This window comes from Paraburkholderia steynii (assembly GCF_900100565.1).
Classification (GTDB): domain Bacteria; phylum Pseudomonadota; class Gammaproteobacteria; order Burkholderiales; family Burkholderiaceae; genus Paraburkholderia; species Paraburkholderia terrae.
The window spans coordinates 180,466-205,383 of the sequence record NZ_FNDI01000017.1 but is presented as its reverse complement, the minus strand read 5'-3'; the positions used below and the strand labels follow the sequence as shown (position 1 = coordinate 205,383).

The following is a 24,918-nucleotide window of genomic DNA, read 5'->3' as shown; positions in this document are numbered from 1 at the left end:
CCTAGTAAAATATGCCAAATCGTAGTAGCGATCGGTTTTTCAGGTTAATTGATCACGGACAATTTGCGGCGCCGCAGGCAGGATGGTCGGCGCGGCGTTCGCAGGCATCGCCGCGATGCTGACGCGACGGCGCACACACGCCATGCAAGCACGCCCGTTCACTTCGAACGGATTGCGTATCGTCAACATCGACGAAGCTCGCGCGTACGGCTTGTATAGCGATCATCGCCCGATGCATACAACCAGCGAAGAGCAGGAGCAATAACGCCGTTACCCGTGGCGCAATGGTTTGCGTCACGGGCAACGGCCAGATCCTGCCGGTGCCCGGATAACCGACAGGACTTGCACGCGCCTGCTGTTAGGCCTGAATGAACTGCAGCAGATCGGCGTTGACGAGATGGGCATGCGTCGTACACATGCCATGCGGCGCGCCTTCGTAGATCTTCAGCTTGCCATTCGGAACGAGCTTCGACGAAAGCTTGCCGGAATCGTCGAGCGGCACGATCTGATCCGCGTCGCCTTGCAGCACCAGCGTTGGCACGGTGATCTTCTTCAGATCTTCCGTGAAGTCGGTTTCCGAGAATGCCTTGATGCAGTCGTACGCGCTCTTGATCGAGCATTGCATGCCGGCATACCAGAACGCGTCGATCGTGCCCTGCGACGGCTTCGCGCCTTCGCGATCGAAGCCATAGAACGGCAAAGCCAGGTCCTTGAAGAACTGCGAGCGATTTTCGATCACACCCTTGCGGATATCGTCGAACACCGAGATCGGCAGGCCGCCAGGATTGGCAGGCGTTTTCAGCATCAGCGGCGGCACGGCGGAAATCAGCACGGCCTTGCGCACGCGTTGCGTGCCGTGGCGGCCGATATAGCGCGCGACTTCGCCGCCGCCCGTCGAGTGACCGACCAGCACCGCATCTTTCAGGTCGAGATGTTCGATCAGTTCCGCGAGATCGTCCGCGTAGCGGCTCATGTCGTTGCCGTCCCACGGCTGGCTCGAACGGCCATGCCCGCGCCGGTCATGGGCGATCACGCGATAGCCCTTTTCCGCGAGATACATCATCTGCGCGTCCCACGCGTCGGCATTCAGCGGCCAGCCATGCGAGAACACGACCGGTTGTCCCGAACCCCAATCCTTATAGAAAAGCTGGGTGCCATCTTTCAATACAAACGTAGCCATTACCTGAACTCCTGGATTGATGCCAATTCAGCCGTCGCTCTTTTCGTCGATCCGACGAACGTGACACGGCGAAATACGCGCTTCGCGCTGCGCGATCTTTATCGCGGCCAGTGCATCGCGTACCAATCCAGTATCCAGGCTATCGCGAGACGGGCGTTGTGTATCGCCCCGACACTTTGGTATCTGCACGACCATTCACGTTTGATGCTTTTGGGCGCGGCTTGCACTCAGTCCGTGCGGACGTGAATCGCGGCGTGCATTTGCATAACCGGACGTGGCACCGAAGCTCTACAGTCTGCATACATTCGATGCGCGAAACGTTGTGCATCGGTTATTCAATTCCAGCATTTATTCCCACCATCATGGAAAGCAACATCAAGGGTCTTGCGTCGCAGGGCAACAAGTCAGCGGATCATATTGAGCACGATGACCAGCCACGCGATCATCTGCGTTTTCAGCTTCCTCATGCGCATCTTTCGACCGTCTTCGGCAACGACTGGTTTGCGCTTAAGGCGGAATCGTTCGCACGCTTCTTCGGCACGCCAACGTTTCTGTTGTCACAAACCTTGATCGTCGCTATATGGATTGGATTGAACGTGTGCGGCGTGACACGTTTCGACGTGTATCCGTTCGTCCTGTTGAATCTGGCGTTCAGTCTTCAATCGGCTTATGCAGCGCCGCTGATCCTGCTCGCTCAAACGCGTCAGGCCGATCGCGACAAGGCGCATGCGGACGCCGACGCGCGTCATCGCGAAGCATTGGCGCTTGCTGCGGAACGGCGCGACAAGGCGCTTGCGCATCAGGCCGGGCAAATGCAGGCGCTTCTGCGGCAGAACACCGAGCTAACCGAGTTGACGCGCGATCTCACCGAACAGATCGCCCGACTCACGCAGGACGTTCACGAGAAACTCACTCGCGACAAGCACGCGAAAGCAACGTAATCTTGCGCGGCTTACACCCCGGCAAGAACAGGCACAGGAAGCGCGATTTGCATGCTTGCGCCGCGCGTCGATGGTGTCACGCACGAGATGGAGCCGCCATGTCCTTCGACAATCGACCGGCAGATCGACAAGCCCAAACCCATCCCCTCTGTTTTCGTCGTAAAGAAGGCGCTAAAGAGTTTCGCTGCGACCTCGGGTGAAATGCCCACGCCGGAGTCTTCGACCGTAATAGAGACGCGCTTCCCTTCCTCGATGCGTGTTTGCAACCTGAGTTCGCGCGACCGATCCTGAATCGACGACATCGCCTGCAATCCGTTGACGGCCAGATTGATCAGCACCTGCTGCAATTGCACGCGGTCGCCGTGTACCGTCAACTCGCCCGGCGACAGGTCCATCTTCACCACAGCGCCGTATCGCTTGACCTCGCGGTCCAGCAAGTCGATCGTTTCGACGACGAGACTATTGATGCCAAGCGGCGCAAACGTCGGTTCGCTTTTGCGGGCCAGCGCGCGTATGCGGCGGATGATCTCGCTTGAACGCCGCGCATTGCTCACCATGGCTTCGAACGCGTGGCACGCTTCATCGAGATTGGGTGTTTCGCGCCGCAGCCAGCGCAGGCCCGCTTCGCCGTGCGTCGTGATCGCGGCGAGCGGCTGAGTGACTTCATGAGCGATCGACGCCGCCAGTTCTCCGAGCATCGTGACGCGCGTGGCATGCGCAAGCTCGGTTGTCGAACGGTTCAGCGCGTCGTGCGTCTGGTTCAGCTCGCGCACCTGCTCCGCGAGACGCGCGGCATCGGCCTGGATGCGCAACGTCAGCGCCGTCGTCGCGAGGATCGACAGACAGGCCACCGTGGCGCGCGCGAGTGCGGAGAATGACTCCTCGTTGAGGTGTCCAATCAGAAAACCGATCACCGTCGCCCAGATGCAGGCAATCGCGACCAGCAGCGTGCCACGGCGCGACAGGACGGTGGCCACCAGCATCACGACGATCGAGTACAACACCATGATCGCCGTGGCAAAGTGACCGAACGAATCGATCAGAAACACGATCAACGCCAATCCGCCCGCGAGCGCCAGCGTCAGTGTGGGATTCTGTTTGCCGAGGAAAGACACGCGTTCCATGTTCATGTCGAGAGCGGGAGAATCGGATTGGTCAAATCGCGCTCTACGCGAGGACGGCAACGCGGCACAAGCCCACGGCGTCCAGCTTTGCAGCGCAGCTCACCCCGAATAGCGGACCGCGCTTCGAACCGCCTCTCATTGCAGGCGTTTCGAGCATGGCTGTCCGGGCGGGGCGCGATTCTCGCGTTATGCGTCCCGAACTCTCGTTAACACGTCTCGTCGATATTTATTCCAGTCCCGACAGTGAGATGTGCGATTTGACAGGCACTGAAAGCGGAATTGAAGCTGAGGCCTGTCGATGGCCGCCAATATGACGCGCGCGCGTAACGCGAGCTTGCGTCGAGTGGAGATTTTTATCGGATTTGCACGGTGGCGTGCAGGTCGAAGTGAACCGAATTCGACATTGCACCGTCATAAGAGACGTAGTCGCGCTTCGCGGGCTCTGCCGCGAAGCGCAGGCAGCGTTGAGACAGGCGACACGTTGCGTGCCGCCAACCAGGCCCCAATCGCTCAGGCGAGTACGTCCGAGAACACGCGTGTCGCGAAACGGTTCGAGTCCGTTCCCGCATTGATCACGCCGACCGACTTCAGATCGTCGGCATACAACGCGATCTCTTTCTTGAACGCGTCGCCGATGGGGTGATGATGGTCCGTGTGACTCTTCAGCATCGCCGTCAATTGCGCGACGTCCGCGCCCGGCGCATTCGACGAGAAAATCGTCGCCGCCTCGGCGGGGTGATTCGCCGTCCACTCGGTCGCTTCAAGAAGCGCCTGCGTCAACGCCTGCGCGGTCGCGCGGTCCTTGCGGATCAGGGAGCCGCGCACGCCCAGCACGCAGCACACGCGGGTCGCATACTCGCCGCACAGGTTGTTCGACACTTCCTGCAAATGATCGGTCTCGCGCAGCGTCCAGATGGTCGGATCGCCATCGGCAATTGCATGTACTTCGCCTTTTTTCAGCGCCTCGCCGAGCAGCGGAGCCGGGTATTGCCGCCAATGCACGTCATTGTCGGGATCGACGCCGAGCTTCTTGAGCGTGATCGCAAAGAAGTTCTTCGCGGGGCTCGCCATATCGCTCACGCCGACCGTGCGCCCTTTCAGCCCTTGCAGATCGACGATACCCGACGCTTTCGTCGCGAGCAGCCGCATGCAGCCGCCGTGGATGCCCGCCGTCAGCTTCACGTCGAAGCCCTGCTCCAGTGGCTTGATCCAGCGCAGCGCCATGCCCACGCCCGCATCCGATTTGCCCGTGGCGATCGCTTCGAGCAACTGGTCGGTCGAACCGGCGAAGTTGATCAGTTCGACGTCGAGGCCATGCTTGCGAAAGAACCCCTGCTTGACGGCGACGGGCACGGGCGCCGTGCAGATCGCGCCTGCATTCCACGAGAGCTTGAGCGGCTTGAGGTTCTCGTCGGCGACGGCGCGCATGCCAGGCAGAAACGATGCGCCGCCCAGCGCGGCAGCGCCCGCTGTCCACGCGGTCTTGCGCAGCCATGCGCGGCGTGATGCGTTAGCGGGGGTTGGATGGCCAATCTTGTCGTCGGTTTTCATGTCGTTGTTTTTCCAATGCGTGATGTGATTGTGTGCAGCGTCATGCGACGAGGCCGAGTTGCGCCAATACCTCGCGGCGCAGCGCGACGAGTTTCGGGTCGTCGCGATGACGCGGATACGGCGCGTCATTGCGCACTTCCGCGACGATGCGTGCCGGCCGTTCGCTCAGCACGATCACGCGGTTCGCCACATACAAGGCCTCTTCGACGTCGTGCGTGACGAGCAGCACCGAGAAGCGCGCGGCCTGCCATAGACGCACGAGTTCGCCCTGCATGCGGATACGCGTCAGCGAATCGAGCTTGCCGAACGGTTCGTCGAGCACGAGCAGTTGCGGATCGTTGACGAGCGCGCGCGCCAGCGCGGCGCGCTGCGCCATGCCGCCTGATAATTGATGCGGAAACGCATCGGCGAATTTTTCCAGGCCGACCAGTTCGAGCGCGGCGTCAACGCGCTTCGCCGCACTGTCACGCGACACGCGATCGCGCCCCGTTCGCTGCGCTTCAGGACCGAGACCGACGTTGTCGCGCACCGTGCGCCACGGAAACAGCGTCGGGTCCTGAAACACGACGACGCGCGATGGGTCCGGCCCGATGATCGGCTCGCCGTTCGCATGCAGCGCGCCGTGTGCGGGCGCATCGAGCCCCGCGACGAGACGCAGCAATGTCGACTTGCCGCAGCCGCTCGGCCCGAGCAACGCGACGAATTCGCCCGGCTCGACGGTGAGGCTGATGTCGTCGAGCACGGCGAGCGCTTCGCCGCGCAATGCAAAGCGATGACTGACGTTGCGCACGTCGATGCGCGCGCCCTGCCGCGCATCCGAGTGCGCGTGCGACGCCTGAGTAGCGGCTACCATTTGAGCAATCCCTTTTGCCAGGCCAATAGACGGTCGCGCACCTTGAACAGCAGTGTGATGAGACCGGAGCACATCAGCGCCATCACGAGCAGCGCGGCATACATGTTCGAGTACGCCGCCCAGCCTTGCGCCCATTGCAGATACCAGCCAAGCCCCGCCTTCACGCCCATCATCTCGGCGACGATCAGCACGGAAAACGATGCGCCCAGCCCCATGAACAAGCCGACGAACACCGACGGCAGCGCAGCGGGAATCGCCACGCGCAGAATCAGGAACGAAGCGCGTGCGCCGAGCGTGCGCGCGACGTCGTAGTAAGCGGAGTTCACGCCCGCGACGCCGGACCACGTGAGCACCGCCACGGGAAACGCGGTGGCCAGCGCGATCAGAAAGACGCTTGCGCTGAAGCTCGATGGAAAGAAGAAGAATGCGAGGGGCAACCACGCGGTCGCGGGCAACGGGCCGATCAGACGCAGCACGGGGTGCAGCCAGTAACCCACGGCACGCGACCAGCCGATGCTCACGCCTATCGTGAAGCCCGTCAACGCGCCGAGCACATAGCCATAAGCGAGCAACACGAACGAATGCCCGACGCTCGCCGCAAGCCTCGGCAAATCGTCGAAATACACCGCGATCAACGCCTGAGGCGGCGCGAAGAACGGGCGCGGCAACCATTCGAGCTGCGCCGTGACCAGTTCCCACGCGGTAATGCCGATGGCGAGCGCGAGCAGCCAGGGTCCCGCCGCGATCCATGTGTCGATGCGTGCGCGCTTCGCGTCCGCATGCGGCTTGACGGCGCCATTGGTCAACCACGCGCGCGCGCCGACTACCGCCGACAACGCCGCCAGCGCGAGCTTCAGAATCAGCAGTTCGCGCGTGTACGGCCAGTCGTCGGCCGCGGGCCACCATTGCGTCACGGCCGCGCCGCCCAGCCACGCGAGGGCTGCCAGCGCGGCGACGATCTGCCCACGGACGTCGCGCGGCGCAGCGGCATCGTCGGCCTGCAGGCTCGCAAGATCGATTGCCTGAGTGTGTGAAGACATGTCGATACGCTCCTTGAAAATGCAGCTACGCGTTGCCGATGGTCGTATCCGAAATCGCGCGCACGTCGATGCGGCGCGGCAGGATCGCGTCGCGATACGCGGCGTCGGCCACCTTTTGCAGCGCCGCGATGTCGGCGTCGGAAACGAAGTGCTGTTTGAGCGACGCGCGCTTCGTGATCTGCTTCGCGGCGTCGAGCGGCGAGCGCGTGAGCGTTGCGTAGATTTGCGCGTAGGCGTCGGCATTCGCGACCGCCCAGTCGCCTGCGCGTTGATAACGCAGCAACACATCCGCGATGGCCGCGCGCTTGCGCGTGTCGGCAAGCGCTGCGCCCGATGCCGTGATGAAGCCAAGGCCGCTATTGATACCTGTACCGTCGCGCAAGACGCGCGCACCGCGTTGCACCGCGATGCCGTAGTACGGATCGAACGTCGCCCACACTTCGATCGAACCGGACGCGAATGCCGCGAAGGCATCGACGGGCAAAATGAAGCGCACGGACACATCGTCTTTCGACAATCCCGCTTCAGCCAGCGCGCCGTACAGTTGGAATTGCGAAATGCTGCCGCGCGCCGATGAGATAAACACCGTGCGTCCCTTCAGGTCCGCGACCGCGCGGATCTTCGAATCCTGCGCAACGAGAATGCCGAGTTGCGCCCCGGAGCCGACACGCGTCGCGACGATCTTCAACGTCGGATCGCCGACGGCAGCGGCGAGCACGGGCAGATCGCCGGCGGGCGCGAGATCGACGGCGCCCGCGCGCTGCGCTTCGAATAGCGGTGCTGCGCCCTGGAAGTTGGCCCAGCGAAACGCGTACGGCGTGCCGTCGAGTACTTTCGCGGCTTCGGCAAGCGCACGCGTGCCACCGGCCTGATCGCCGAGCACGATCGTGGTCGACGCTGCGTCGGCTGCTTGCGCGTCACGCGCGACCGATGCGGAAAACGCAGCGACGGCAGGCGCCGCCGCGAGTGCGCGAAGCACGCGCCGCCGCACAGAAAAAGACGTTGGAACAGAAGCGCTCATAGGCCCTCACAGTCGATATGCAGGCAAGCGTAGCGACGAAGGACCACGGTGAGAATTATTCTATTTATATATGTTTATCTCACAGCAATATTTATGTTTTGCATCTTTTGAATGACGTGTCGAGTGTGATGAACTACACGCCTACGCTTATCGAAAACCGTGCAATCAATAGCTGAAACATTCGCTTAGGAAGCGTCGGTTCCGTTGCTACGATGGCGAATCGATCCATTGCTCCGCCCAATTCAACACAGAAAACGGAATACACGTATGGCGTCTATGACACGGCGGGCCTTCACCCGCATCGCACTGGTTTCCCTGTTTGGGCTGACCTCGGCGCAGAGCTTCGCGCAAGCGGCCAACGCTAATGGCGCGCCTGTTTCGTTGCGCATCGGTTATCAGAAATCGTCGACGCTCATTACGCTGCTCAAGGCACGCGGCTCGCTCGAGAAAGCACTCGCGCCGCTCAACGTGCGCGTCTCGTGGAACGAGTTCACGAGCGGCCTGCCGTTGACGGAGGCGCTCAATGTCGATGCCGTCGATTTCAGCGCCGATGTCGCCGACACCGTGCCGATCTTCGCGCAAGCCGCGCATGCGCGCTTCGTGTATGTCGCGCAGGAAGCGCCTTCGCCCGGCGCGCAGGCGATCATCGTCAAGAAGGACAGCCCGTTGCACGCGCTCGCGGACCTGAAGGGCAAGCGTATCGCGGTGACGAAAGCGGCGGGCAGCCACTATTTGTTGCTGGCGGCATTGAGCAAGGCAGGTATCACAGCGAGCGATGTCAAGATCAGCTATCTCACGCCCGCCGATGGTCGCGCGGCATTCGAGCGCGGCAGCGTCGATGCATGGATTACGTGGGACCCGTATGTCGCATCCGTCGACAAAAACGCCGACGTGCGGGTTCTTGCGAATGGCGACGGGCTCGCTTCGTATCAGCGCTACTACCTCGCGTCGAGCACGTTCGCCGATGCGCATCCCGAAGTGGTTCAGGTCGTATTCGATCAACTGAAGGAAGCGGGCGAATGGCTGCGCGCGCATCCCGATGACGCCGCAAAAACACTCGCGCCGATATGGGGCCTCGACGCAACCACGATCGAACGCGCGAACGCGCGGCGCAGTTATCTGGTGCGGGCCGTTGCCGTGCAGAATTACAGCGAGCAGCAGATCATTGCCGATGCGTTCTACAAGAACGGCCTGTTGCCCGCGCGTGTCGAGACGAATCAGGCGCAGTTGTGGGACTTCGCTGCCAAACGGGCGAAAGCTATCGGCAGCTAGCGCATGAACTGTTAGTACACGAACGGCGTCAACGCGCGCAGCCAGCACACCACGGCCACCGCGCCGCCGTCGGGTTCGCCCACAGCACGCTCGCCGAGATAGCTCGCGCGTCCGACGCGCGGCATCATCGAAGCCGTCGATGCCGCACCCTTCTCCGCTGCATCGACGGTTGCAGTCCACGCAGTAGCAAGCGGTTCGCCGCGACCGATCACTTCCGTGAACGCATCGGAAGCAGGCCGCAGCGCATCGAGCATCGTGCGCTCGCCGGGTTGCGCGCCGCCTAGCTCGGAGATCGCCTTTACAGCCAGATCGAACGCAGCCGCCCAATCGGACAATGCAGGTGCATCGCTCTCGCCGAGACGGCGCGATGCTCGCAGCAACGCCGTCGCGTAGAACGGCCCCGAACTGCCTGCAATCGCGCGACGCAGCGTGACGGCGAGATCGGCGAGCGCATCGGCCGCCGATGGCCATGCGGTGGCGGGAATCGCCAGCACGGCTTCGCCCGCACGCTTCATGCTGGAGCCGAGGTCGCCGTCGCCCGCTTTCGAATCCAGTTCGGTCAGGCGCGCTTCTTCACCGATCAAGGCGCGCGCAGCGGCGTCGAACGCAAGCTGCAACGGCGTGCGTTCGACGGCAGCTTCAGCCGACGATGCAACAGCATCTTCCTCCGCGCCTAACGCGATACCCGTCGCGCCATCGACATTCACGCGTCCCGCGCCCGGCCATGTCGCGACCTTCGTCGGCGCGTCGAGTAGCGCAAGGCGCTCGTGGTCCACACGCATCACCGAGATCGAGCAGCCCGGCATGTTCAGCGCGGACAGCAGCGTGCCGCACCATGCGCGCTCGATACGCAACCCGCGCTGCTTGAGTCCATTGATCGCCGCGCGCGCGACGACCGCCAGCTCCATCGGCGTGGTCGCGCCCAGACCATTGACGAGCAGTGCGACGCGCTCGCCGCTCGCCAGTTGCAGATCGTCGGTGATCGCGGTGAGCAAGGTGTCCGTCAGTTGATCGGCAGGCATCGGCTTCGTGCGTTGCACGCCTTTCTCGCCGTGGATGCCAAGGCCCAGTTCGATCTCGTCATCCGCGAGACTGAAGCTCGACTGTTGCGTCGCGGGCAGCGTGCAGCCGTCGAGCGCGACGCCCATTGTGCCGATCGCATCGGCCGCACTGCGCGCCATCGCCGCCACGTCTGCGAGCGTCTTCCCCGCCGCAGCCGCCGCGCCCGCGATCTTGTGTACGAACACAGTTCCCGCAATGCCGCGCCGCCGCCCGCGCTCGACGGTGTTGCGCAGCGACACGTCGTCGGCCACCACGACGACCTCGACGGGAATCCCTTCGGCGCGCGCCAACTCGGCGGCAAGGCCGAAGTTCAGGCGGTCGCCCGTGTAGTTCTTGACGACCAGCAACGCTCCGTTCGGTCCCGCCGACGCGCGGATCGCGGCGAGCACGGCATCCGTCGACGGCGACGTGAACACCTCGCCGCACACGGCGGCTGCCAGCATGCCGTCGCCGACATAGCCCGCGTGCGCCGGCTCATGTCCGCTGCCGCCGCCCGAAATGATCGCGACGCGCCGCGCATGCGCCTCAGGCAAATCGCGCCGCACGACGACATTCGCGTCGCGCAGCAACGCGGTCTCGGGCGCGAGCATCGCGAGACCTTCGAGCATCTCGCGCACGACACGCGACGGATCGTTCAGCAGCTTTTTCATGGCGGTGAACCTCGGTGAATTCGAATTCGGATGACGGATAAGCGGTTGGGCCGGGAGCGGCCCGAAGGGGACACTTTAGCCTCAGCGCGCAGTCGACGCATCCGCCGAACCCTGCTCCTTGAGGAAATCGACGAACGCGCGCAAAGGCGCAGGCAAATGACGCCGCCCCGGATAGTAGAGAAACGGCCCGGAAAACCGCTGCCACCACGGCTCGAGAATCGGCTCCAATGCGCCGCTGTCCAGGTGCTGCCGCAGCATCCCTTCGAACAGGTGAATCACGCCGACGCCCGCCAGCGCGGCGCTGACGGCAAGCTCGATGGCCGCGCCCGGCCTGACCACGAGCGGTCCCGACGGATCGAGCCGCACCACTTCGCCGTCGCGCTCGAAATCCCACGTCGGCATCGCGCCGCCGGCAAACTGGCCGCGCAGGCACGCATGATCGAGCAGGTCGCGCGGATGCTCGGGCCTGCCATGTGCATCGAGGTAATCGGGCGTCGCCGCCGTCGCGAAACGCTGCACGCGCGGGCCGATGGGCATCGCGATCATGTCCTGCTCGAGCCGCTCTTCGTAGCGAATGCCCGCATCGCAACCAATCGACAGCACATCGGCAAAGCCATCTTCGACCACGACCTCGACGCGAATGTCGGGATACGTTTTCAGAAACGGCGCGATGACGGAAGGCAGCACGATGCGCGCGGCGCTGGACGGCACGTTGAGCTTGAGCGTGCCGCTCGGCTTGTCGCGGAACACGTTGAGGACGTCGAGCGCCGCTTCCATTTCGCTGAAAAGCGGCGTGAGCTTTTCGATCAGCCGCTGCCCCGCTTCCGTGGGCGCGACGCTGCGCGTGGTGCGGTTGAGCAGCCGCAGGCCGAGCTTCGTTTCGAGGCGGCGCACGGCGATGCTCAGGCTCGATGCGGAGACGCCACTCATGCGCGCCGCGTCGCGGAAGCCGCCCGCACGCGCCACCGACACGAAGGCGGCAAGGTCGTTCAGTTCCATAGGGGCCATTGTTCAATAATTTCAACAGCCCGTACACTTTAGTTGGGTTTATTCAACAGCGCAATCCGAGCACACTGTGGCTCATCGACTACCAAGGAGCGCGCAATGCCGAACTTCCATTCCACCGACACCTTCCCGCTGGCTGGCCGCCCGGTTCGCCGCATGGGCTACGGCGCGATGCAACTGGCCGGGCCCGGCGTATTCGGGCCGCCGAAAGACCACGGCGCGTGCCTCGCTGTGTTGCGCGAGGCCGTCGCTTCCGGCGTCAATCACATCGACACCAGCGACTTCTACGGCCCGCACGTCACCAACCAGATCATTCGCGAGGCGCTGCATCCTTATCCTGATGACCTGACCATCGTCACCAAACTGGGTGCCGTTCGCGGCGACGACGGATCATGGCTTTCCGCGCGCGAGCCGGAGGACCTGCGGCGCGGCGTGCATGACAATCTTCGCAACCTCGGCCTCGACGCGCTCGATATCGTCAATATTCGCGTGATGGGAAACATCCACAGCCCGGCGGAAGGATCGATCGAGGAGCAGGTCGTCGCACTCGCGCAATTGCAGCGCGAAGGGCTCGTGAAGCACATCGGCCTGAGCAACGTGACGGCCACGCAGATTGCAGAAGCGCAGCGCATCGTGCCGATCGTCTGCGTGCAGAATCACTACAACCTCGTGCAGCGCGAAGACGATGCGCTCGTCGATCAACTGGCCGCGCAAGGCATCGCGTATGTGCCGTTCTTTCCGCTCGGCGGCTTTACGCCGATTCAATCGTCAGCGTTGTCGGACCTCGCGCATACGTTGAACGCGACACCAATGCAGGTCGCGCTCGCGTGGCTCTTGCATCGGTCGCCGAATATTCTGCTGATCCCCGGTACTTCATCGGTCGCACATCTGCGCGAAAACATGCAGGCCGCGCAGCTGCGACTCAGCGATGCCGTGCTAGCCGAACTCGATGCGATTGGACGCGCTAGCGGCGGCCACTAAGCTCAGCGGGACTGTGAACGCATTGCGGGTTTCGTGGATTCGCGCGCGGCCCGCAACTCTGTCTTTTTTACGAGTAGCTTTTATCGACCTGAATCAAGGCGTGGCGGCCTTCAGCGCCTCAAGGGTCGGCTCGTCCAGTTCAGCCTGGACTCCACACTATTCTTAGGGGTCTTCTTTAGCGTGGCGACACTTGCCGGCCAAAGAACCCTGAGATACGCACATTCATTGCGGAGTTCTTTATCAGACCACTCACCAGCTTCGCACGGTGAATCCGCGCACGCGAACATGCCTATGTCGATGTTCGTCAGTGAGCTAGCCTACCTCGTTATGTGCGGTAACGCACAGTTCCGTCTACAGGCAAGACGAGCCGCTTGATGCATTTCTAAAAGCGGCAAACGTCAGTCACACGAAATCATTCATTTAAAAAATTCCATAAGTACATCAAGCCGGTGAATAGTTTCCAACGTAGTCACGATGCCTGGTTCCCATGCGCGAAAGATCGGCAAAAGAACCGTGCCTCAACTATGTTATGAGAGCACGTGAGCGCGGTATGTCGGCACGATCATTCGAATACGACCATTCCTGATCGTCTACGGTACATCTGGCATGCCGAAAGTGCCCCCCGGCCGCGCCGTGCTGAATCTGCTTGCCCCCCGCAACCCGGCATCTGATCATGGAGAAGACTGCCGTGCAGCCGATCCACCACGTCGACAGGCTCTACGTCATTTCAGATATCCATCTTGGGGGGCCGCCAGGATTCCAGATTTTTGGCTCGAGCAATGAGCTGGCGGGACTCATCCGGCTGCTTGCCGATCAGGATCCCGACGATGAAGTGGCGCTCGTCATCAATGGAGATTTCGTCGACTTTCTCGCCGAAGAAGACGCGACTTATTTCGACCCACACGGCGCCATCCAGAAGCTCGAACGTATCGCCAAGGACGACACTTTTCGTGCCGTCTTCGAGGCCTTTCCTTATTTTCTCGGCAAGGAACGGCGGCGGCTGATCGTCAATCTCGGCAATCACGATCTCGAACTGGCGTTGCCGTGGGTGCGCGAGCGCCTCGTGCAGATTCTGACGGGAGGACAGTCGGCGGCGCCAGGCGCGCACTCGCGCCTGTATCTGGTTTTCGACGGCGCCGGTGTGCTGTGCAGCGTCGGTGGGCGCTCGGTTCTCTGTTTGCATGGCAACGAGGTCGACCTCTGGAATCCGGCGAACTTCGAAAGGATTCGCGAGATAGCACGCGATGTGCAGATCGGCCGGGCAGTCGAGCCGTGGATTCCGAATGCAGGCAGCAAGATGGTGATCGACGTGATGAATCCGGTGAAGCGCGAGTACCCCTTCGTCGATCTGCTGAAACCGGAACAGGCAGCTGTGGCGCCGACGCTCGCGGCATGCGCGCCGCAACTGGTCGGCGAACTTGACCGGGCAAAGAAACTGGCGTCCGTCGCACTGACACGCTTATGGGCTGGCGTGCGCAAACCCGACGGAATGCTGGGCGCGAACCCGGTGGAAGACGGAGCGGCGCCATCCATGATCGACGCCCCGCACGCGCCCGTCGCTGCGGCCTCGAGGTCGCGGCAGGCCGCGCTCCAGGCACGCGAGCTGTTGCTGATGGCCGATGACCGGGCGCGCCACGGCTTCACCGCCACCGACCTCGTTGCCGGCGCAGAGGGTCTCCAGCTCGACGCCTTCGGCGCGCTGGTCAAATGGTCTAGAAAGGAATCGACCAGCGAGGTCTTGCGCGAGGCACTCGAAAACCTCGACCGCGATCGCAGCTTCGACATTGGCGAGCGCGACGACACCGCCGTGCAGCTCGATGCCCAAGTGTCTCCGGACATCGACGTCGTCATCGCCGGCCACACCCATCTGGAACGCGCAATGCGCCGCAGAAATGGACCCGGCTGCTATTTCAACAGCGGCACATGGGCGCGGTTGATTCGCATCAAGGCCGAGGTTCGTGCCGACCCACAACAATTCGCGCAAGTCTTCGCGGCACTCAAACGCGGCACCATGGCTGATCTCGACAAAGCGCAGGATCTGGTCATCAAGTCCTGCACGGTCGTGGTCGTATGGCGAGATGCAGCGGACAGTGTCAAGGCGGAGCTTCGCCACGTAAAAACCATCGACGACAAAACAGAACTCGACGTGGACCTGCCGGCAAGCTGCATGGAGATTCGATGATGCGCAAAATAACACTCGAATTGCTGCGTCACGGGCCACCTCATAATCAGTTGCTGTCGCCCCTTACCGAATACATCGCGCTGTGCGAAAACCATAGCGCCGTTACGTTGCACGTCCCGTTCGAACACAACCAGATGCTCTATCGGCTGCGCGCGTTGAGCTATCAGCTCGGGCCCGAAGCGCGTGAATTCCAGATGGGGGATACCGCACGTGTGCTGGGCCAGCTGCTTGGAGAGATTCCCGGCCTGACCGCCGATCTCAACCGGCAAAGAACGGGCACAGGCGACGGCGACACTGCCGAGCAGGTCACGCACCTGCGACTGATCATTTCCGCGTCGGAGCTCGCCCTGCTTCCCTTCGAACTGGCGACCGCTCCCAATGGCTTCCCCGGCGAGGGGCAAGCGCTTTCGCTGCAGACCCAGCAGCCCATCTGCATTACGCGGGAGACACGGCGGGTTGCTCAGGAATACGTTCGCTGGCCGCGCAAGCCACGCATTCTGTTCGCCTTCGCATCGCCATCCGACATGGAAACGGTACCTGCCGAAGCGCATCTGCTGGCGTTGCGCGAGGCGCTGACGCCTTGGCTCGCGCTCTCCGATGACTACGACGACGAAAAACGCCTGAAAGTCATCGGGGGCCGGCTTTCTGTGTTGCCGAACGCATCTGCCGAGAGCCTCGAAGATGCCTGCGCGAAAAATGACTATACGCATGTACACATTCTCGCGCACGGCGTTCAAACGAACACGCCCTATGACAGCCGCTTCGGTCTCGCATTTCATTCCGACCGACATCCTGACGGCGTGGAAGCAATTTCCGGCGACCGTCTGGCGACCATCTTGCGCACACCGCGTCATAACCAGCCGGGCCGGTTCACACGCCCTGCCGTCGTGACGCTCGCAAGTTGCAACGCCGGCAACGTCGGCTCGGTGACGGGCGTTGGCGCAAGCATCGCCCACGCGCTGCACGAGGCCGGCGTCCCGCTCGTGATCGCGAGTCAGTATCCGCTGTCTTTCGGCGGCTCGGTGGTGTTCGTGAAGGACATGTACGAGGGCCTGCTGTGGGGAGAAGACCCGCGCAAGCTGGTTGTCGGCATGCGCAGACGGCTGCATTCGTACTTCAAGGACAAACACGACTGGGCGAGTATCGTCACGTATGCATCCCTGCCGCCCAATTTCGACACACAGCTGGTCGACGCACGCATCCAGCAGTCGATGGACTGCATCTCGATTGCGTTGAAAATGGCCGACCGCGCGATGAGCGCTTTTCTGACTTCGGAATCGCAACTTCCGCCAGTTGCCTCCAGCGTCGAAAACCACGCGCGCCGCGACACACTGGCCAGAGCACAACAGCAGGTGAGCGAGGCAAAGGCCCGCCTGAAACTGGCGATCGACGAACATCCCGAACAGGAAGCACGCATTCTCGAATTACTGGCAAGCACCGAAAAACGCGAAGCGCAGATGCTCTACCACTCGACGCAGCAAGGCAAACTCGATCCCAGCTCGAAAGAGGGCATGCAACTGATCAGCAAGCTCGAAACGTCGAGAAACCACTATTGGTCAAGCTACCTGAAGCAGCGTAAAAGCCCGTCGCAACTGGTTCAATTTCTTTCGTTGACGCTTCTTCTGCAATATCTTGACCGCCTGCCAAGGCCACTTGATCAGCCCGAGCAGGATATGACATCGATCTGGTTGAGCGCGCACGTGCAATCGCTCAACGATGCGGATCATGGCGAGCGAAGCAATCGCGTGTGGGCTTATGGAACTCTGACGGAACTGTATCTGATCGCGGAACACATCGATGGCCTGCCACCCGCTTATTGCGGAGAATCACTCACAAACAAGGCGCTTGAAGCGGCGCGCAAACTGGTCTCGCTAGCCGGCTCGACGTCGTTCGAAGTCTTCTCGACGAGGCGCCAGATTGAGCGCTATGTCTACTGGTTCGTGCCGATGGTCCCAGGTGCATACAACATAGAAGCGCTGGCGAAGCAATTACTCAATGTGCTGCCCGCCTGTGACGAACCGGATTGGGACTATTGACTTCCCGTAGTGGGGCAACACGTCGCTCAACAGGTCATCCCCGAAATGGGATGATCTTCTGACACATCGTTAGTCGTTTGATAAATGTTCTTTACCGCACATAACTCCTCAGTGGGCGGTCACCCGTCACTCGAAAAAACCCGATATACGTCCTAACCTGAAGTTTCCTACTTTAATGAAAGAGAGCTTCTGAAACGAAGGTTACAGCGACTTGTCCATTGCGTTCGTGAAGAACATTTCCCCGACCGTTAAAACGGTCACGGGTAATGACGTCACGATGATCGCCGGGTTTTCAAAAGCGCAGTTGCAAGCCCTCACGCAGCAGTCCGCACTGGTTGCGGACATGATCGAGGCCAATGCCTTCACGGCCGCCGAGAAGATGTTCTATCTGGATGGACTCGATCAGATGGCAAGGCGTTTCGTGACTACTTTTGTGCAGATCGTCGAAGTTGAAATCGAAAAGATCTACAACGCGGTAGTGAAATCGATCTACGACGCTATCGAGACGCTAGCAGGCGTGAAGATGCCCGTACCAGGCGCGGGCGGATGAGCGTTCGTATCCCGTCTTCCGTGCAAGAGTACACGATCCCAGCTGGAGGCGTCATGCCGAACAGACCGCAGATTGTCCCTGCATCGCAGGTTGACAGCGAAATGGCGCCGGACTTCTCGTCAGTCCGATACCGGATGCTGGCGCAAGGTGACTCGTGGTTCTCGATCAATGGCTTGAACCTGTTTCGGACGTCATCGTTGCTGCCACATCTGGATTTCGGACACTCTGCGATCATCGTGAACTGCGCCGACCCGGGCGATACGCTTGCCCACATGGTCGAATGGCGTCGGGACCCGTGGTTCGCGAGCTATCTGTGTGGGCCACGCGAGCGTCCGTGGGACGCCATGCTGCTATCGGCTGGCGGCAATGACCTGATCGACGCGCTAGGTGTCCCCCCGACGGATGCTCACGGAACGCCACACAGCCCCGGCGACCGACTCATGCTGACGAAATCCGAGCGGGAGCAGCCAGGCAAAACATACGTTTCCGAGGACGGGTGGGCACTGTTTGCCCAGCATCTTCGTGCCCAGTATGCGGCCCTGGACGCCATGCGCGCCGCCAGCAAGACAAACCGCAACATGCCCATCATCACGCACACCTACGACTATCCGATGCCGCGCAATGTGGGTGCGGGCCTGCATTTCGGGCCGTGGCTGTATCCGGCGTTGCTGGCGTACGAGGTGCCGCCAGATGACTGGAAAACACTGGCGAAGGAATTCATTGACCGGCTATTTGATCTAGCGAGCGGACTGGGCTTGCAGAATTTCCATATCATCCGAACGCTCGGAATACTGACGCCGACCGACGCCGATCCGCGAATCAGCAGTCCGGACTGGTTAAACGAAATTCACCCGACCTCCTCGGGATATGGGCAGATTGCCGGGCGCTTTTGCGCGGAGGTCGCCGCGAGGAATATCCTGGCGTGAGGATGACGACGCGTGTACCGACTCTCAGCCTGCTGTCAGGCACGCTTTTACTTCTGATGTTATCGAGGCAGACATCATGGACCTAAGCCCACATTTCACATTGGAAGAGTTCGTGGCGAGTCAGACCGCGTCGCGAGAAAACATCTCAAACGTCCCCGGTCCCGATATCATCGTCAATCTTAAGAACACTGCACAGGTACTGGAAAAGGTGCGTGCATTGATCGGAAAACCGATCATCGTTTCGTCGGGCTATCGTTCGCCACAGTTGAACAAGGCCGTCAAAGGCGCCGTCGACAGCGCGCACATCTATGGTCTCGCGGTGGATTTCATCGCACCGCAATACGGCACCCCGATCGACATTTGCCGGCTGTTGCAGACGTCCACGCTCGTGTTCGACCAACTGATCTTCGAACACACCTGGGTTCACCTCGGTTTGCCGAAGAGCGGTACACCCAACCGCCGCCAATTGCTGACGGCACATTTCGGCGGCGGTCCGACGACATATACAGTAGGGTTCGCGTAGCCCGTCAGGCAGCGGCTGGAGTTCAATTTCGGCTGCACGGCGAACATCCGAAGAGCGTGACGCGCCCGGCTGGGCGCTCGACGTTCGCATATCGTATCGCCGGAATACGCGTAGCCCTGCGCGCCTGGATTGGCGTCGCGCTTTCAAAGGTCACAAAGATCTCGCGCGCGTCCAGGAAACCGATAACCAGGCAAAGTGTAGGTCAGCAAGATCAGAATAATCATCGCGGCACCGACGAGCTTGAAAACCTCATTCGATCGCGGAGCGGCTGCATGCCAGATACTCGCTCCGGCGAAGATAGAGAAAGGCCATATGTCGATCAGCAAGCCAATATAGCCGAGTAACAAAAACGGTAGTGCGATGACAAAAGGCGCGATACCGCGAAGCGCTGCGACAGCACGGTACATACCGCATGAGGCAGCCGCGAGCAGCAGCGGTACAGGAAGCAGCCAACGCAGGACGTTCCAGTCAAACCATCGAGCCACAAGCGTCGGAGCGTTCATCTCCGTTTTCATACCGAGGCCGACGATCATAAGTAGTTGGAGTGCAGCCAACGGCAGAACGACTTGATACAGCTTGCGCTGCAACTCCCCTTTGCTCCTTGAGATCAACCAGCAGCAACCAAGAAGACCATACATCACCAGTGACACAAGACCAGTGAGCAGCCCGATCATCGTAAGAAGCTGAAGTGCCGTCAACGGCAAAAAGGTTCTGTAGAGCTTGCGCTGCAGTTCTCCTTCGGTCTTCGCAATCAGCCAGCAGCAGCCAAGCAGCAGCCAAGCAGCGCATACGTTATCAAAAGCGCAAGCCCCGTGAACAGGCAAAAAGGTGTGAGCCAATCGAATTCATTTCCGACGAAATGTCCGTTTGCTACACGCATCCCCGATAGCCATTCGCCTAGCATGACGCCCTGAAAAAAGGTCGCGCCTGCCGATCCGAAAATGAAGACCCCATTCCACAACTGACGCGACCTTCCGGCCTTTGCCCGGATCTGAAGGGCCACGCCCCGGAAGATCAGGCAAAGTGCCATCGTGACTAATGGCAAATAGAGCGCGGAAAGCAAAACCAAACAGACCGTTGGAAACGCAGCGTAAAGCGACGCGCCGCCGAACACCATCCATGCCTCGTTACCGCGCCACACTGGAAAACGACTGCTGAATAGACGCTCACGTTCGCTTTCGGACGAAAAGAACGGAAGAAGGATCCCGATGCCGAGATCAAATCCGTCGAGTACGATATACATTCCGACGCCGAAGGCAATGATTGCTGCCCAGCAAGTCGCGATATCCATCATGGAGTCCGGTTGTGGTTTCCGAAGCTCCATTGTCGCGACCGTGCGGACCGGGAATTGATCCGGTTTCCACCAAGTTGACTGGTCCGGTTTAGAAATAGCAGCGCATGATCTCTGGACTAAGCACATCAGTCCGCGCCGCCCCCGGAATGGGCACGGGTGACGCTTCGCCCCGCTCAAGCCCCATCGACAAGCCGCAATACGTCGGAAAGCACAACCGGTTTGACGAGATGGTGGTCGAAGCCGGCCGCACGCCAGTCACGTCCGTCGCGGGTTTGCGCGGATTCTGAAACGGCAATGAGTACGGCACTTCCGCTGATGGGGTGTGCCCGGATAGTCCGGGCAATCTGATAACCATCTGGCGGCGGAATGCCGACGTCAATGATCGCGACATCGAGCGTAACCTGCCCGTTGAGGATCAGCGCGGCGTTACCAGAGCCCGCGATATGCACCCGGTGCCCGCGCGATTCGAGCAACGCGGCAAGCGACGTGGCGTCATCGAGTTTGTCGTCCACTATCAGGATGCTTCGGGAGCGGCTGTCGTTCACCAACGCGCCCTCTGCCTGTGACGAAGCGAGCGATGTCGATCCTATGTATTCGGGCAGACGCAGCACAAACTCAGCCCCCGTCCCCGCTCCCTTCGACCGGACCGTCACCGTTCCGTCATGTAGCACGGCAAGCGCACGGACCAGCGACAGGCCTATCCCGAGCCCGCCCTGCGACGCAGCAACGCTTCGCTGCGACTGGATGAATGGCTCGAAGATCGCTTCCTGTTCTTCTGGCAGGACGCCGACGCCCTGATTACGCACCCTGATCGACACCATGCCTTGCGACTGCCCGACATCGATTTCAATCTCGCTTTCGTCTGGCGCGTACTTCGTCGCATTGGACACGAGGTTGTCGAGCATCTGAACGACCCGAGCGTCATCGCCAAAAACGGCGCATCCCTCATTCTCCAGATGTATCGAAACCTGTTGCCGCCTCGCATCGATATCGGGCCGATTGGCCTCGACTGCCGTGGCGATGGCCACACCCACATTGACCGATGTGCGATCGAGTGTGAGCCTTCCATGCGCGAGACGCGAAACATCGAGCAGGTCGTCGACGAGGCGCGACAGGTGTTCCACCTGTCGCCCGACCGTTTGCCATGCGGCGCGCGCTGCGGCAGGGCTCGTCTGGAATCTCGGGTCCATCAGTTCCAGCGCGTTGCGGATCGGGGCGAGCGGATTGCGCAATTCGTGCGCGAGCGTCGCGAGGAACTGGGACTTGCGACGGTCCGCCTCGTGAAGTGCGCGCTCGGCGCGCCACAGGCGTAGTAGCGCACGGACATTGGCGACAAGCTCAGGCGCTTCGACGGGCTCTGTCAGATAGCTGTCGGCGCCGCTGTCCAGGGCGCGAATCCGGTCAGAGGCACTCAACAGGACCGCGGAAGTTTGAAGGACCAGTACGGACCGCGTCGAGGGATTCTGTTTGATTCGCTTGCACACGTGGACGCCATCGCTGTCCGGCAACCGCACGTCGAGCAGGACGACGGCAGGTTTGTGCGATGTAACCAACGCCAGCGCCTGCTCACCGGTCGACGCTTCGAGCACGTCGAAGCCCGCACGACGCAGCACGCGCGTTTTGGCAAGCCGCGCGGCGTCATTGTCGTCGACGTTGAGGATCAGTTCCGACCAGCCGGCGAGCGGCGGGTCTGTTTCCGGTAAATTGTGCATGCACCATTGCCAGTCGTTGCCGGGGCGGGCCAGTGTCACGAGAACCGGTCAGGCTCCGGTCAAGGGTAGCACGCCAGCGAGCTGCATCGGTGCGTTATCGTCAGCATCCTGGGCTTCCGCGCTGATTACCGGGGCGCAGCGTCATTTCACGAGCTTCTCCGCACTAGTGCGAATGTCGATGGTGAACGTCCGGGAAATGCGCGTGTGAATGGGTAATGGGCAGATGCACATGAGGATGCGTGTGTGGCTCATCACCGGCATAGACGAAGTCGTGTTCGTGCTGGTGATGTTCATCATGACGATGCCGATGCGTATGCTCGAGCCACTCGTGCGTGTGTTGATGTTCGTGCCGCTCGCGGACGTGCAGCCAGATACCCAGCGCCATCAAGGCTGCGGCGATCCAGAAAGACAGGTGCGGCAGTTCGGGCCATATGAGGAGCGAGAGCGCCACACCGAAAAGTGGCGCGACGGAAAAGTATGCGCCAGTGCGTGCCGTCCCAAGGTGACGTAGCGCAACCACGAACAGCACGAGGCTTACACCATAGCCGGCAAGTCCCGTTGTCATCGCGGCGCCGACCATACCAGCAGCGGGGAGCGACGCGCCCGTCGCGAACGCAATCGCGAGATTCACCGGCCCTGCAATCAGCCCCTTCAGACACGCGATCACCATCGCATCGTTAGTCGAAACCTTGCGCGTGAGGTTGTTGTCGATTGCCCAGCACAGACACGCTGCGACGATCAACAGCGCGCCACCGGGAATGCCTGCCTCGGCCGGTTGCCACGACAGCATCACGCCACCGGCCACGATAGCCACCATGCCAAGGAACACCTGAACGTCGACGTTCTCGCGAAACACGACCCAAGCGATCACGGCCGTCAGCACGCCCTCGAGATTCAGCAGCAGCGAACTGGTAGCCGCCGGTGTGCTCGACAGCCCGAGCATCAGCAGCGCGGGGCCAGCGACGCCGCCAGCAGCAATGGCGCCGAGCAGCCAGGGCAGCTCGGCCCGGCTGATCCCGTGACTGTTATTTTCCTTAGCCGACGTTCGCAGTCGCCGGGCGATGATGCCGATACCGAGCCCGATGCCGCTGCCGAGGTAGAACAGGCCTGCAACCAGGAAGGGAGACATTGACCCGAGCAGGGCCTTGGCGAGCGGAGTCGCGGCGCCAAAGAGCGCTGCGGCGGCAAGCGCGGTGAAGATCGCGCTGGATCGGGAATTCATGGGATGGGAACTGTACAAGTGCGCGACGAGCGCCTGAATAACCAGTGTAGCGTACCACCCGTTGCGCAATCGTCTCAATGCCATTTGCACCGTCACGCGGGGTCATCCCAAACCTGCTTCGACTCATACGCCGCCCTGTTGCTTCTCCAGCTCCGAACGGCGCCACTCGGCTGGCGTCATGCCCAGGTGTTGCGTGAAGGCACGCCTGAACGCAGCCACGGATTGGTAGCCGACGCCCTCGGCGACGACTTCGGTCGAAACGCCTGGCTTTTTCAACGCGTTCGCGGCCAGCGCCATCCGGACATCCGCTAACAGCTCGTTGGGCGAGCGTCCCACCTTCTCATGGAAGTGACGAAGCAAGGTCGCGCGCGACATGCTACAGAGCCCGGACAACTCAGCCAGGGTCCACGGATAGGCGGGTTCGTTGAATATGACCGCAAGCGCAGGCGCCAGACGCGGATGCCCAGCGAGCGCCAGCAGCCCCGTCGGCGCCTCGTCAGACTCGCTGGACATACGTAGCGCCAGCGCGAAGAGCGCCGTCGATAGCGCATTGAGCATCGCGTAGCCGCCCAGGTTGTCCGCACCCGATTCCGCTCGCATGAGCGCCATAAGCGCTTGCAGTTGGGTCAGCGTCTCGCCGTGCGAGGAACCCTCCGCCGCCGATGTCCGGATCACGAGTCGCGGCGGAAGGTACGCACGAATAAAGCGGTCATGTGGTGGCGCCAGCACGATTCGTCCGCAGAGCATATCCAGACGCTCACCCGTGCCTTTGTTTTCGCTGATGATCAGGTTCAACGCTTCGCGTTCACGTGCAGGCTTCGGCTTCGCTCCCCCACCATCGTGAAGGATATGGGCGGAGCCGTGCGTCAACATCACGATGTCGCCGGCACTCAGATGCTGCGGCTTGCCCGTGCCCGGCGTCTCCAGGATGGCCGTCCCGCCGAGCACGATGTGATACGGCATTTCCCCCGCATCCGAATCGCCGTAGACGACCTGCCACGGTGCGCCATAGGCGCATCGAAGTTCAAGCTGGCCGCGCACCGTCATCATGCCGAGCAGACGGCTGAGCCAATCAAGTGGGGGTGACATAGCTACCTCGGTTGATACTTTTGAGCATGATATTGCGAATTCAGAGGCTCAACAAGATCATCCAGCGACCATAAAGTGGAGGCTCCTAACCACCACTGAATGAGGTCAATCATGAGTCGCATCGCTATCCCCGCTGTTACGAACGCCACGGGCGCCACCGCCGAAGTCTACGCACGGGTCCGGAAAATCGCTGGCGGCAGCGTACCGAACCTGTTCGCGGCGCTGGGTCATCTCGCGCCCGCGACATTGAACGGCGCGTTGGACGCCAAAGACGCGCTGGCATCCAGCAGTCTCAGCAAGCAGGACCTGGAAACCATCAAGCTGCTTGTCAGCGAGCAGACAGGTTGTGACTACTGTGTGGCCGCGCACGCGATGTTGGGGAAGATGACGGGCCTCTCGCCCGAAGCGCTTCGTCAGATTCGCGCGGGCCAGGCGACGGGCGATGCAAGGCGCGATGCGCTCATCCATTTCGTGCTGAACCTGCAGACCACGCGTGGCACGATCAGCGAAAGCGAACTGGCAGCCATTCGCGCCGCCGGTTACACCGACACGCAGCTAGCCGAGATATCGCTGGCAATCGCGATGACCATTTTCACCAATACGTTCAATCGCATCAACGACACGGACGTCGATTTTCCGCCGGTCAAGTGACAGGTGCGTAACCGGGCGGATGCGTCACGCGAGACGTGACGCTCTGTTCTTCA

Annotated in this window: 20 protein-coding genes and 1 pseudogene; 9 read left to right on the top strand and 12 right to left on the bottom strand. The window is 61.4% G+C overall.

All coding sequences use genetic code 11. The features are described 5' to 3' along the window. Positions 1-358: 358 nt before the first annotated feature. Positions 359-1,180, bottom strand: a complete 822-nt coding sequence (locus BLT65_RS28145) for an alpha/beta fold hydrolase (protein WP_091783628.1) — start codon at positions 1,178-1,180, stop codon at positions 359-361. A gap of 308 nt (positions 1,181-1,488) precedes the next feature. Here BLT65_RS28145 and BLT65_RS28140 point away from each other — a divergent pair, with 308 nt between their 5' ends. Next, positions 1,489-2,121 carry a DUF1003 domain-containing protein gene (locus BLT65_RS28140; RefSeq protein ID WP_091783625.1) on the top strand — a complete coding sequence of 211 codons (633 nt, stop codon included), beginning with the start codon at positions 1,489-1,491 and terminating at the stop codon, positions 2,119-2,121. A gap of 11 nt (positions 2,122-2,132) precedes the next feature. On the opposite strand, the gene BLT65_RS28135 is transcribed toward BLT65_RS28140, so the two are convergent. From BLT65_RS28135 to BLT65_RS28115, 5 genes are all read right to left on the bottom strand, one after another. After that, positions 2,133-3,245 carry a sensor histidine kinase gene (locus BLT65_RS28135; protein WP_229515920.1) on the bottom strand — a complete coding sequence of 371 codons (1,113 nt, stop codon included), beginning with the start codon at positions 3,243-3,245 and terminating at the stop codon, positions 2,133-2,135. A 510-nt stretch (positions 3,246-3,755) separates the two neighbouring features. Further along, positions 3,756-4,796 carry an ABC transporter substrate-binding protein gene (locus tag BLT65_RS28130; RefSeq protein ID WP_091783619.1) on the bottom strand — a complete coding sequence of 347 codons (1,041 nt, stop codon included), beginning with the start codon at positions 4,794-4,796 and terminating at the stop codon, positions 3,756-3,758. 40 nt (positions 4,797-4,836) lie between these two features. Further along, complete coding sequence (locus BLT65_RS28125; protein ID WP_091783616.1) at positions 4,837-5,649, bottom strand: ABC transporter ATP-binding protein; 813 nt, start codon at positions 5,647-5,649, stop codon at positions 4,837-4,839. Continuing rightward, on the bottom strand, positions 5,643-6,689 hold the full coding sequence (locus BLT65_RS28120; RefSeq protein ID WP_091783613.1) for an ABC transporter permease: 1,047 nt from the start codon (positions 6,687-6,689) through the stop codon (positions 5,643-5,645). Before BLT65_RS28120 ends, BLT65_RS28125 begins: the two co-directional genes overlap by 7 nt. Positions 6,690-6,714: 25 nt before the next feature. Continuing rightward, entirely contained in the window at positions 6,715-7,710 is a 996-nt protein-coding gene (locus BLT65_RS28115; RefSeq protein WP_091783610.1) for an ABC transporter substrate-binding protein, read from the bottom strand. 267 nt (positions 7,711-7,977) lie between these two features. Here BLT65_RS28115 and BLT65_RS28110 point away from each other — a divergent pair, with 267 nt between their 5' ends. Beyond that, a complete protein-coding gene (locus BLT65_RS28110; RefSeq protein ID WP_091783607.1) occupies positions 7,978-8,982 on the top strand; it encodes an aliphatic sulfonate ABC transporter substrate-binding protein in 1,005 nt (334 codons plus the stop codon). Between the two features lie 11 nt (positions 8,983-8,993). Here the strand turns inward: BLT65_RS28110 and BLT65_RS28105 are convergent, their stop codons facing one another. After that, entirely contained in the window at positions 8,994-10,694 is a 1,701-nt protein-coding gene (locus tag BLT65_RS28105; protein ID WP_091783604.1) for a dihydroxyacetone kinase family protein, read from the bottom strand. An 81-nt stretch (positions 10,695-10,775) separates the two neighbouring features. Then, on the bottom strand, positions 10,776-11,693 hold the full coding sequence (locus BLT65_RS28100) for a LysR family transcriptional regulator (protein WP_091783601.1): 918 nt from the start codon (positions 11,691-11,693) through the stop codon (positions 10,776-10,778). A 105-nt stretch (positions 11,694-11,798) separates the two neighbouring features. Here BLT65_RS28100 and BLT65_RS28095 point away from each other — a divergent pair, with 105 nt between their 5' ends. From BLT65_RS28095 to BLT65_RS28070, 6 genes are all read left to right on the top strand, one after another. After that, positions 11,799-12,680 (top strand): aldo/keto reductase family oxidoreductase, encoded by an 882-nt coding sequence (locus tag BLT65_RS28095; RefSeq protein ID WP_091783598.1) that lies wholly within the window; start codon positions 11,799-11,801, stop codon positions 12,678-12,680. A 673-nt stretch (positions 12,681-13,353) separates the two neighbouring features. After that, the gene (locus BLT65_RS28090; RefSeq protein WP_091783595.1) at positions 13,354-14,862 is read left to right on the top strand and encodes a metallophosphoesterase; all 1,509 of its coding nucleotides are present in this window, start codon (positions 13,354-13,356) and stop codon (positions 14,860-14,862) included. Beyond that, positions 14,859-16,898 (top strand): CHAT domain-containing protein, encoded by a 2,040-nt coding sequence (locus BLT65_RS28085; RefSeq protein ID WP_091783592.1) that lies wholly within the window; start codon positions 14,859-14,861, stop codon positions 16,896-16,898. Before BLT65_RS28090 ends, BLT65_RS28085 begins: the two co-directional genes overlap by 4 nt. A 211-nt stretch (positions 16,899-17,109) precedes the next feature. After that, positions 17,110-17,448 carry a hypothetical protein gene (locus BLT65_RS28080; RefSeq protein ID WP_091783589.1) on the top strand — a complete coding sequence of 113 codons (339 nt, stop codon included), beginning with the start codon at positions 17,110-17,112 and terminating at the stop codon, positions 17,446-17,448. Positions 17,449-17,501: 53 nt separating this feature from the next. Then, on the top strand, positions 17,502-18,374 hold the full coding sequence (locus BLT65_RS28075; protein ID WP_091783687.1) for a hypothetical protein: 873 nt from the start codon (positions 17,502-17,504) through the stop codon (positions 18,372-18,374). Between the two features lie 76 nt (positions 18,375-18,450). Further along, a complete protein-coding gene (locus tag BLT65_RS28070; RefSeq protein ID WP_091783586.1) occupies positions 18,451-18,897 on the top strand; it encodes a D-Ala-D-Ala carboxypeptidase family metallohydrolase in 447 nt (148 codons plus the stop codon). Positions 18,898-19,040: 143 nt separating this feature from the next. On the opposite strand, the pseudogene BLT65_RS28065 reads toward BLT65_RS28070, so the two are convergent. The 4 genes and pseudogenes from BLT65_RS28065 to BLT65_RS28045 all read right to left on the bottom strand — a co-directional run bounded on the left by BLT65_RS28065 (position 19,041) and on the right by BLT65_RS28045 (position 24,214). Beyond that, positions 19,041-20,188 (bottom strand): annotated as a pseudogene (locus tag BLT65_RS28065) (cytochrome d ubiquinol oxidase subunit II). Between the two features lie 176 nt (positions 20,189-20,364). Next, positions 20,365-21,942 carry an ATP-binding response regulator gene (locus BLT65_RS28060; protein WP_244186653.1) on the bottom strand — a complete coding sequence of 526 codons (1,578 nt, stop codon included), beginning with the start codon at positions 21,940-21,942 and terminating at the stop codon, positions 20,365-20,367. 124 nt (positions 21,943-22,066) lie between these two features. Further along, entirely contained in the window at positions 22,067-23,125 is a 1,059-nt protein-coding gene (locus BLT65_RS28055) for a DMT family transporter (RefSeq protein ID WP_091783580.1), read from the bottom strand. Positions 23,126-23,248: 123 nt separating this feature from the next. After that, positions 23,249-24,214: a cupin domain-containing protein gene (locus BLT65_RS28045; RefSeq protein WP_091783577.1), complete on the bottom strand. Its 966-nt coding sequence runs from the start codon at positions 24,212-24,214 to the stop codon at positions 23,249-23,251. A 111-nt stretch (positions 24,215-24,325) separates the two neighbouring features. On the opposite strand from BLT65_RS28045, the gene BLT65_RS28040 reads away from it, so the two are divergent. Next, a complete protein-coding gene (locus BLT65_RS28040) occupies positions 24,326-24,865 on the top strand; it encodes a carboxymuconolactone decarboxylase family protein (protein ID WP_091783575.1) in 540 nt (179 codons plus the stop codon). The last annotated feature ends 53 nt before the right edge of the window (positions 24,866-24,918 follow it).

Coding starts and splice junctions, on each gene's coding strand:
- BLT65_RS28070 (WP_091783586.1), top strand. CDS start 18,451: ATGGACCTAAGCCCACATTTCACATTGGAAGAGTTCGTGGCGAGTCAG.
- BLT65_RS28120 (WP_091783613.1), bottom strand. CDS start 6,689: ATGTCTTCACACACTCAGGCAATCGATCTTGCGAGCCTGCAGGCCGAC.
- BLT65_RS28105 (WP_091783604.1), bottom strand. CDS start 10,694: ATGAAAAAGCTGCTGAACGATCCGTCGCGTGTCGTGCGCGAGATGCTC.
- BLT65_RS28145 (WP_091783628.1), bottom strand. CDS start 1,180: ATGGCTACGTTTGTATTGAAAGATGGCACCCAGCTTTTCTATAAGGAT.
- BLT65_RS28085 (WP_091783592.1), top strand. CDS start 14,859: ATGATGCGCAAAATAACACTCGAATTGCTGCGTCACGGGCCACCTCAT.
- BLT65_RS28045 (WP_091783577.1), bottom strand. CDS start 24,214: ATGTCACCCCCACTTGATTGGCTCAGCCGTCTGCTCGGCATGATGACG.
- BLT65_RS28055 (WP_091783580.1), bottom strand. CDS start 23,125: ATGAATTCCCGATCCAGCGCGATCTTCACCGCGCTTGCCGCCGCAGCG.
- BLT65_RS28100 (WP_091783601.1), bottom strand. CDS start 11,693: ATGGAACTGAACGACCTTGCCGCCTTCGTGTCGGTGGCGCGTGCGGGC.
- BLT65_RS28125 (WP_091783616.1), bottom strand. CDS start 5,649: ATGGTAGCCGCTACTCAGGCGTCGCACGCGCACTCGGATGCGCGGCAG.
- BLT65_RS28130 (WP_091783619.1), bottom strand. CDS start 4,796: ATGAAAACCGACGACAAGATTGGCCATCCAACCCCCGCTAACGCATCA.
- BLT65_RS28135 (WP_229515920.1), bottom strand. CDS start 3,245: ATGGAACGCGTGTCTTTCCTCGGCAAACAGAATCCCACACTGACGCTG.
- BLT65_RS28040 (WP_091783575.1), top strand. CDS start 24,326: ATGAGTCGCATCGCTATCCCCGCTGTTACGAACGCCACGGGCGCCACC.
- BLT65_RS28095 (WP_091783598.1), top strand. CDS start 11,799: ATGCCGAACTTCCATTCCACCGACACCTTCCCGCTGGCTGGCCGCCCG.
- BLT65_RS28140 (WP_091783625.1), top strand. CDS start 1,489: ATGCGCGAAACGTTGTGCATCGGTTATTCAATTCCAGCATTTATTCCC.
- BLT65_RS28090 (WP_091783595.1), top strand. CDS start 13,354: ATGGAGAAGACTGCCGTGCAGCCGATCCACCACGTCGACAGGCTCTAC.
- BLT65_RS28115 (WP_091783610.1), bottom strand. CDS start 7,710: ATGAGCGCTTCTGTTCCAACGTCTTTTTCTGTGCGGCGGCGCGTGCTT.
- BLT65_RS28110 (WP_091783607.1), top strand. CDS start 7,978: ATGGCGTCTATGACACGGCGGGCCTTCACCCGCATCGCACTGGTTTCC.
- BLT65_RS28075 (WP_091783687.1), top strand. CDS start 17,502: ATGCCGAACAGACCGCAGATTGTCCCTGCATCGCAGGTTGACAGCGAA.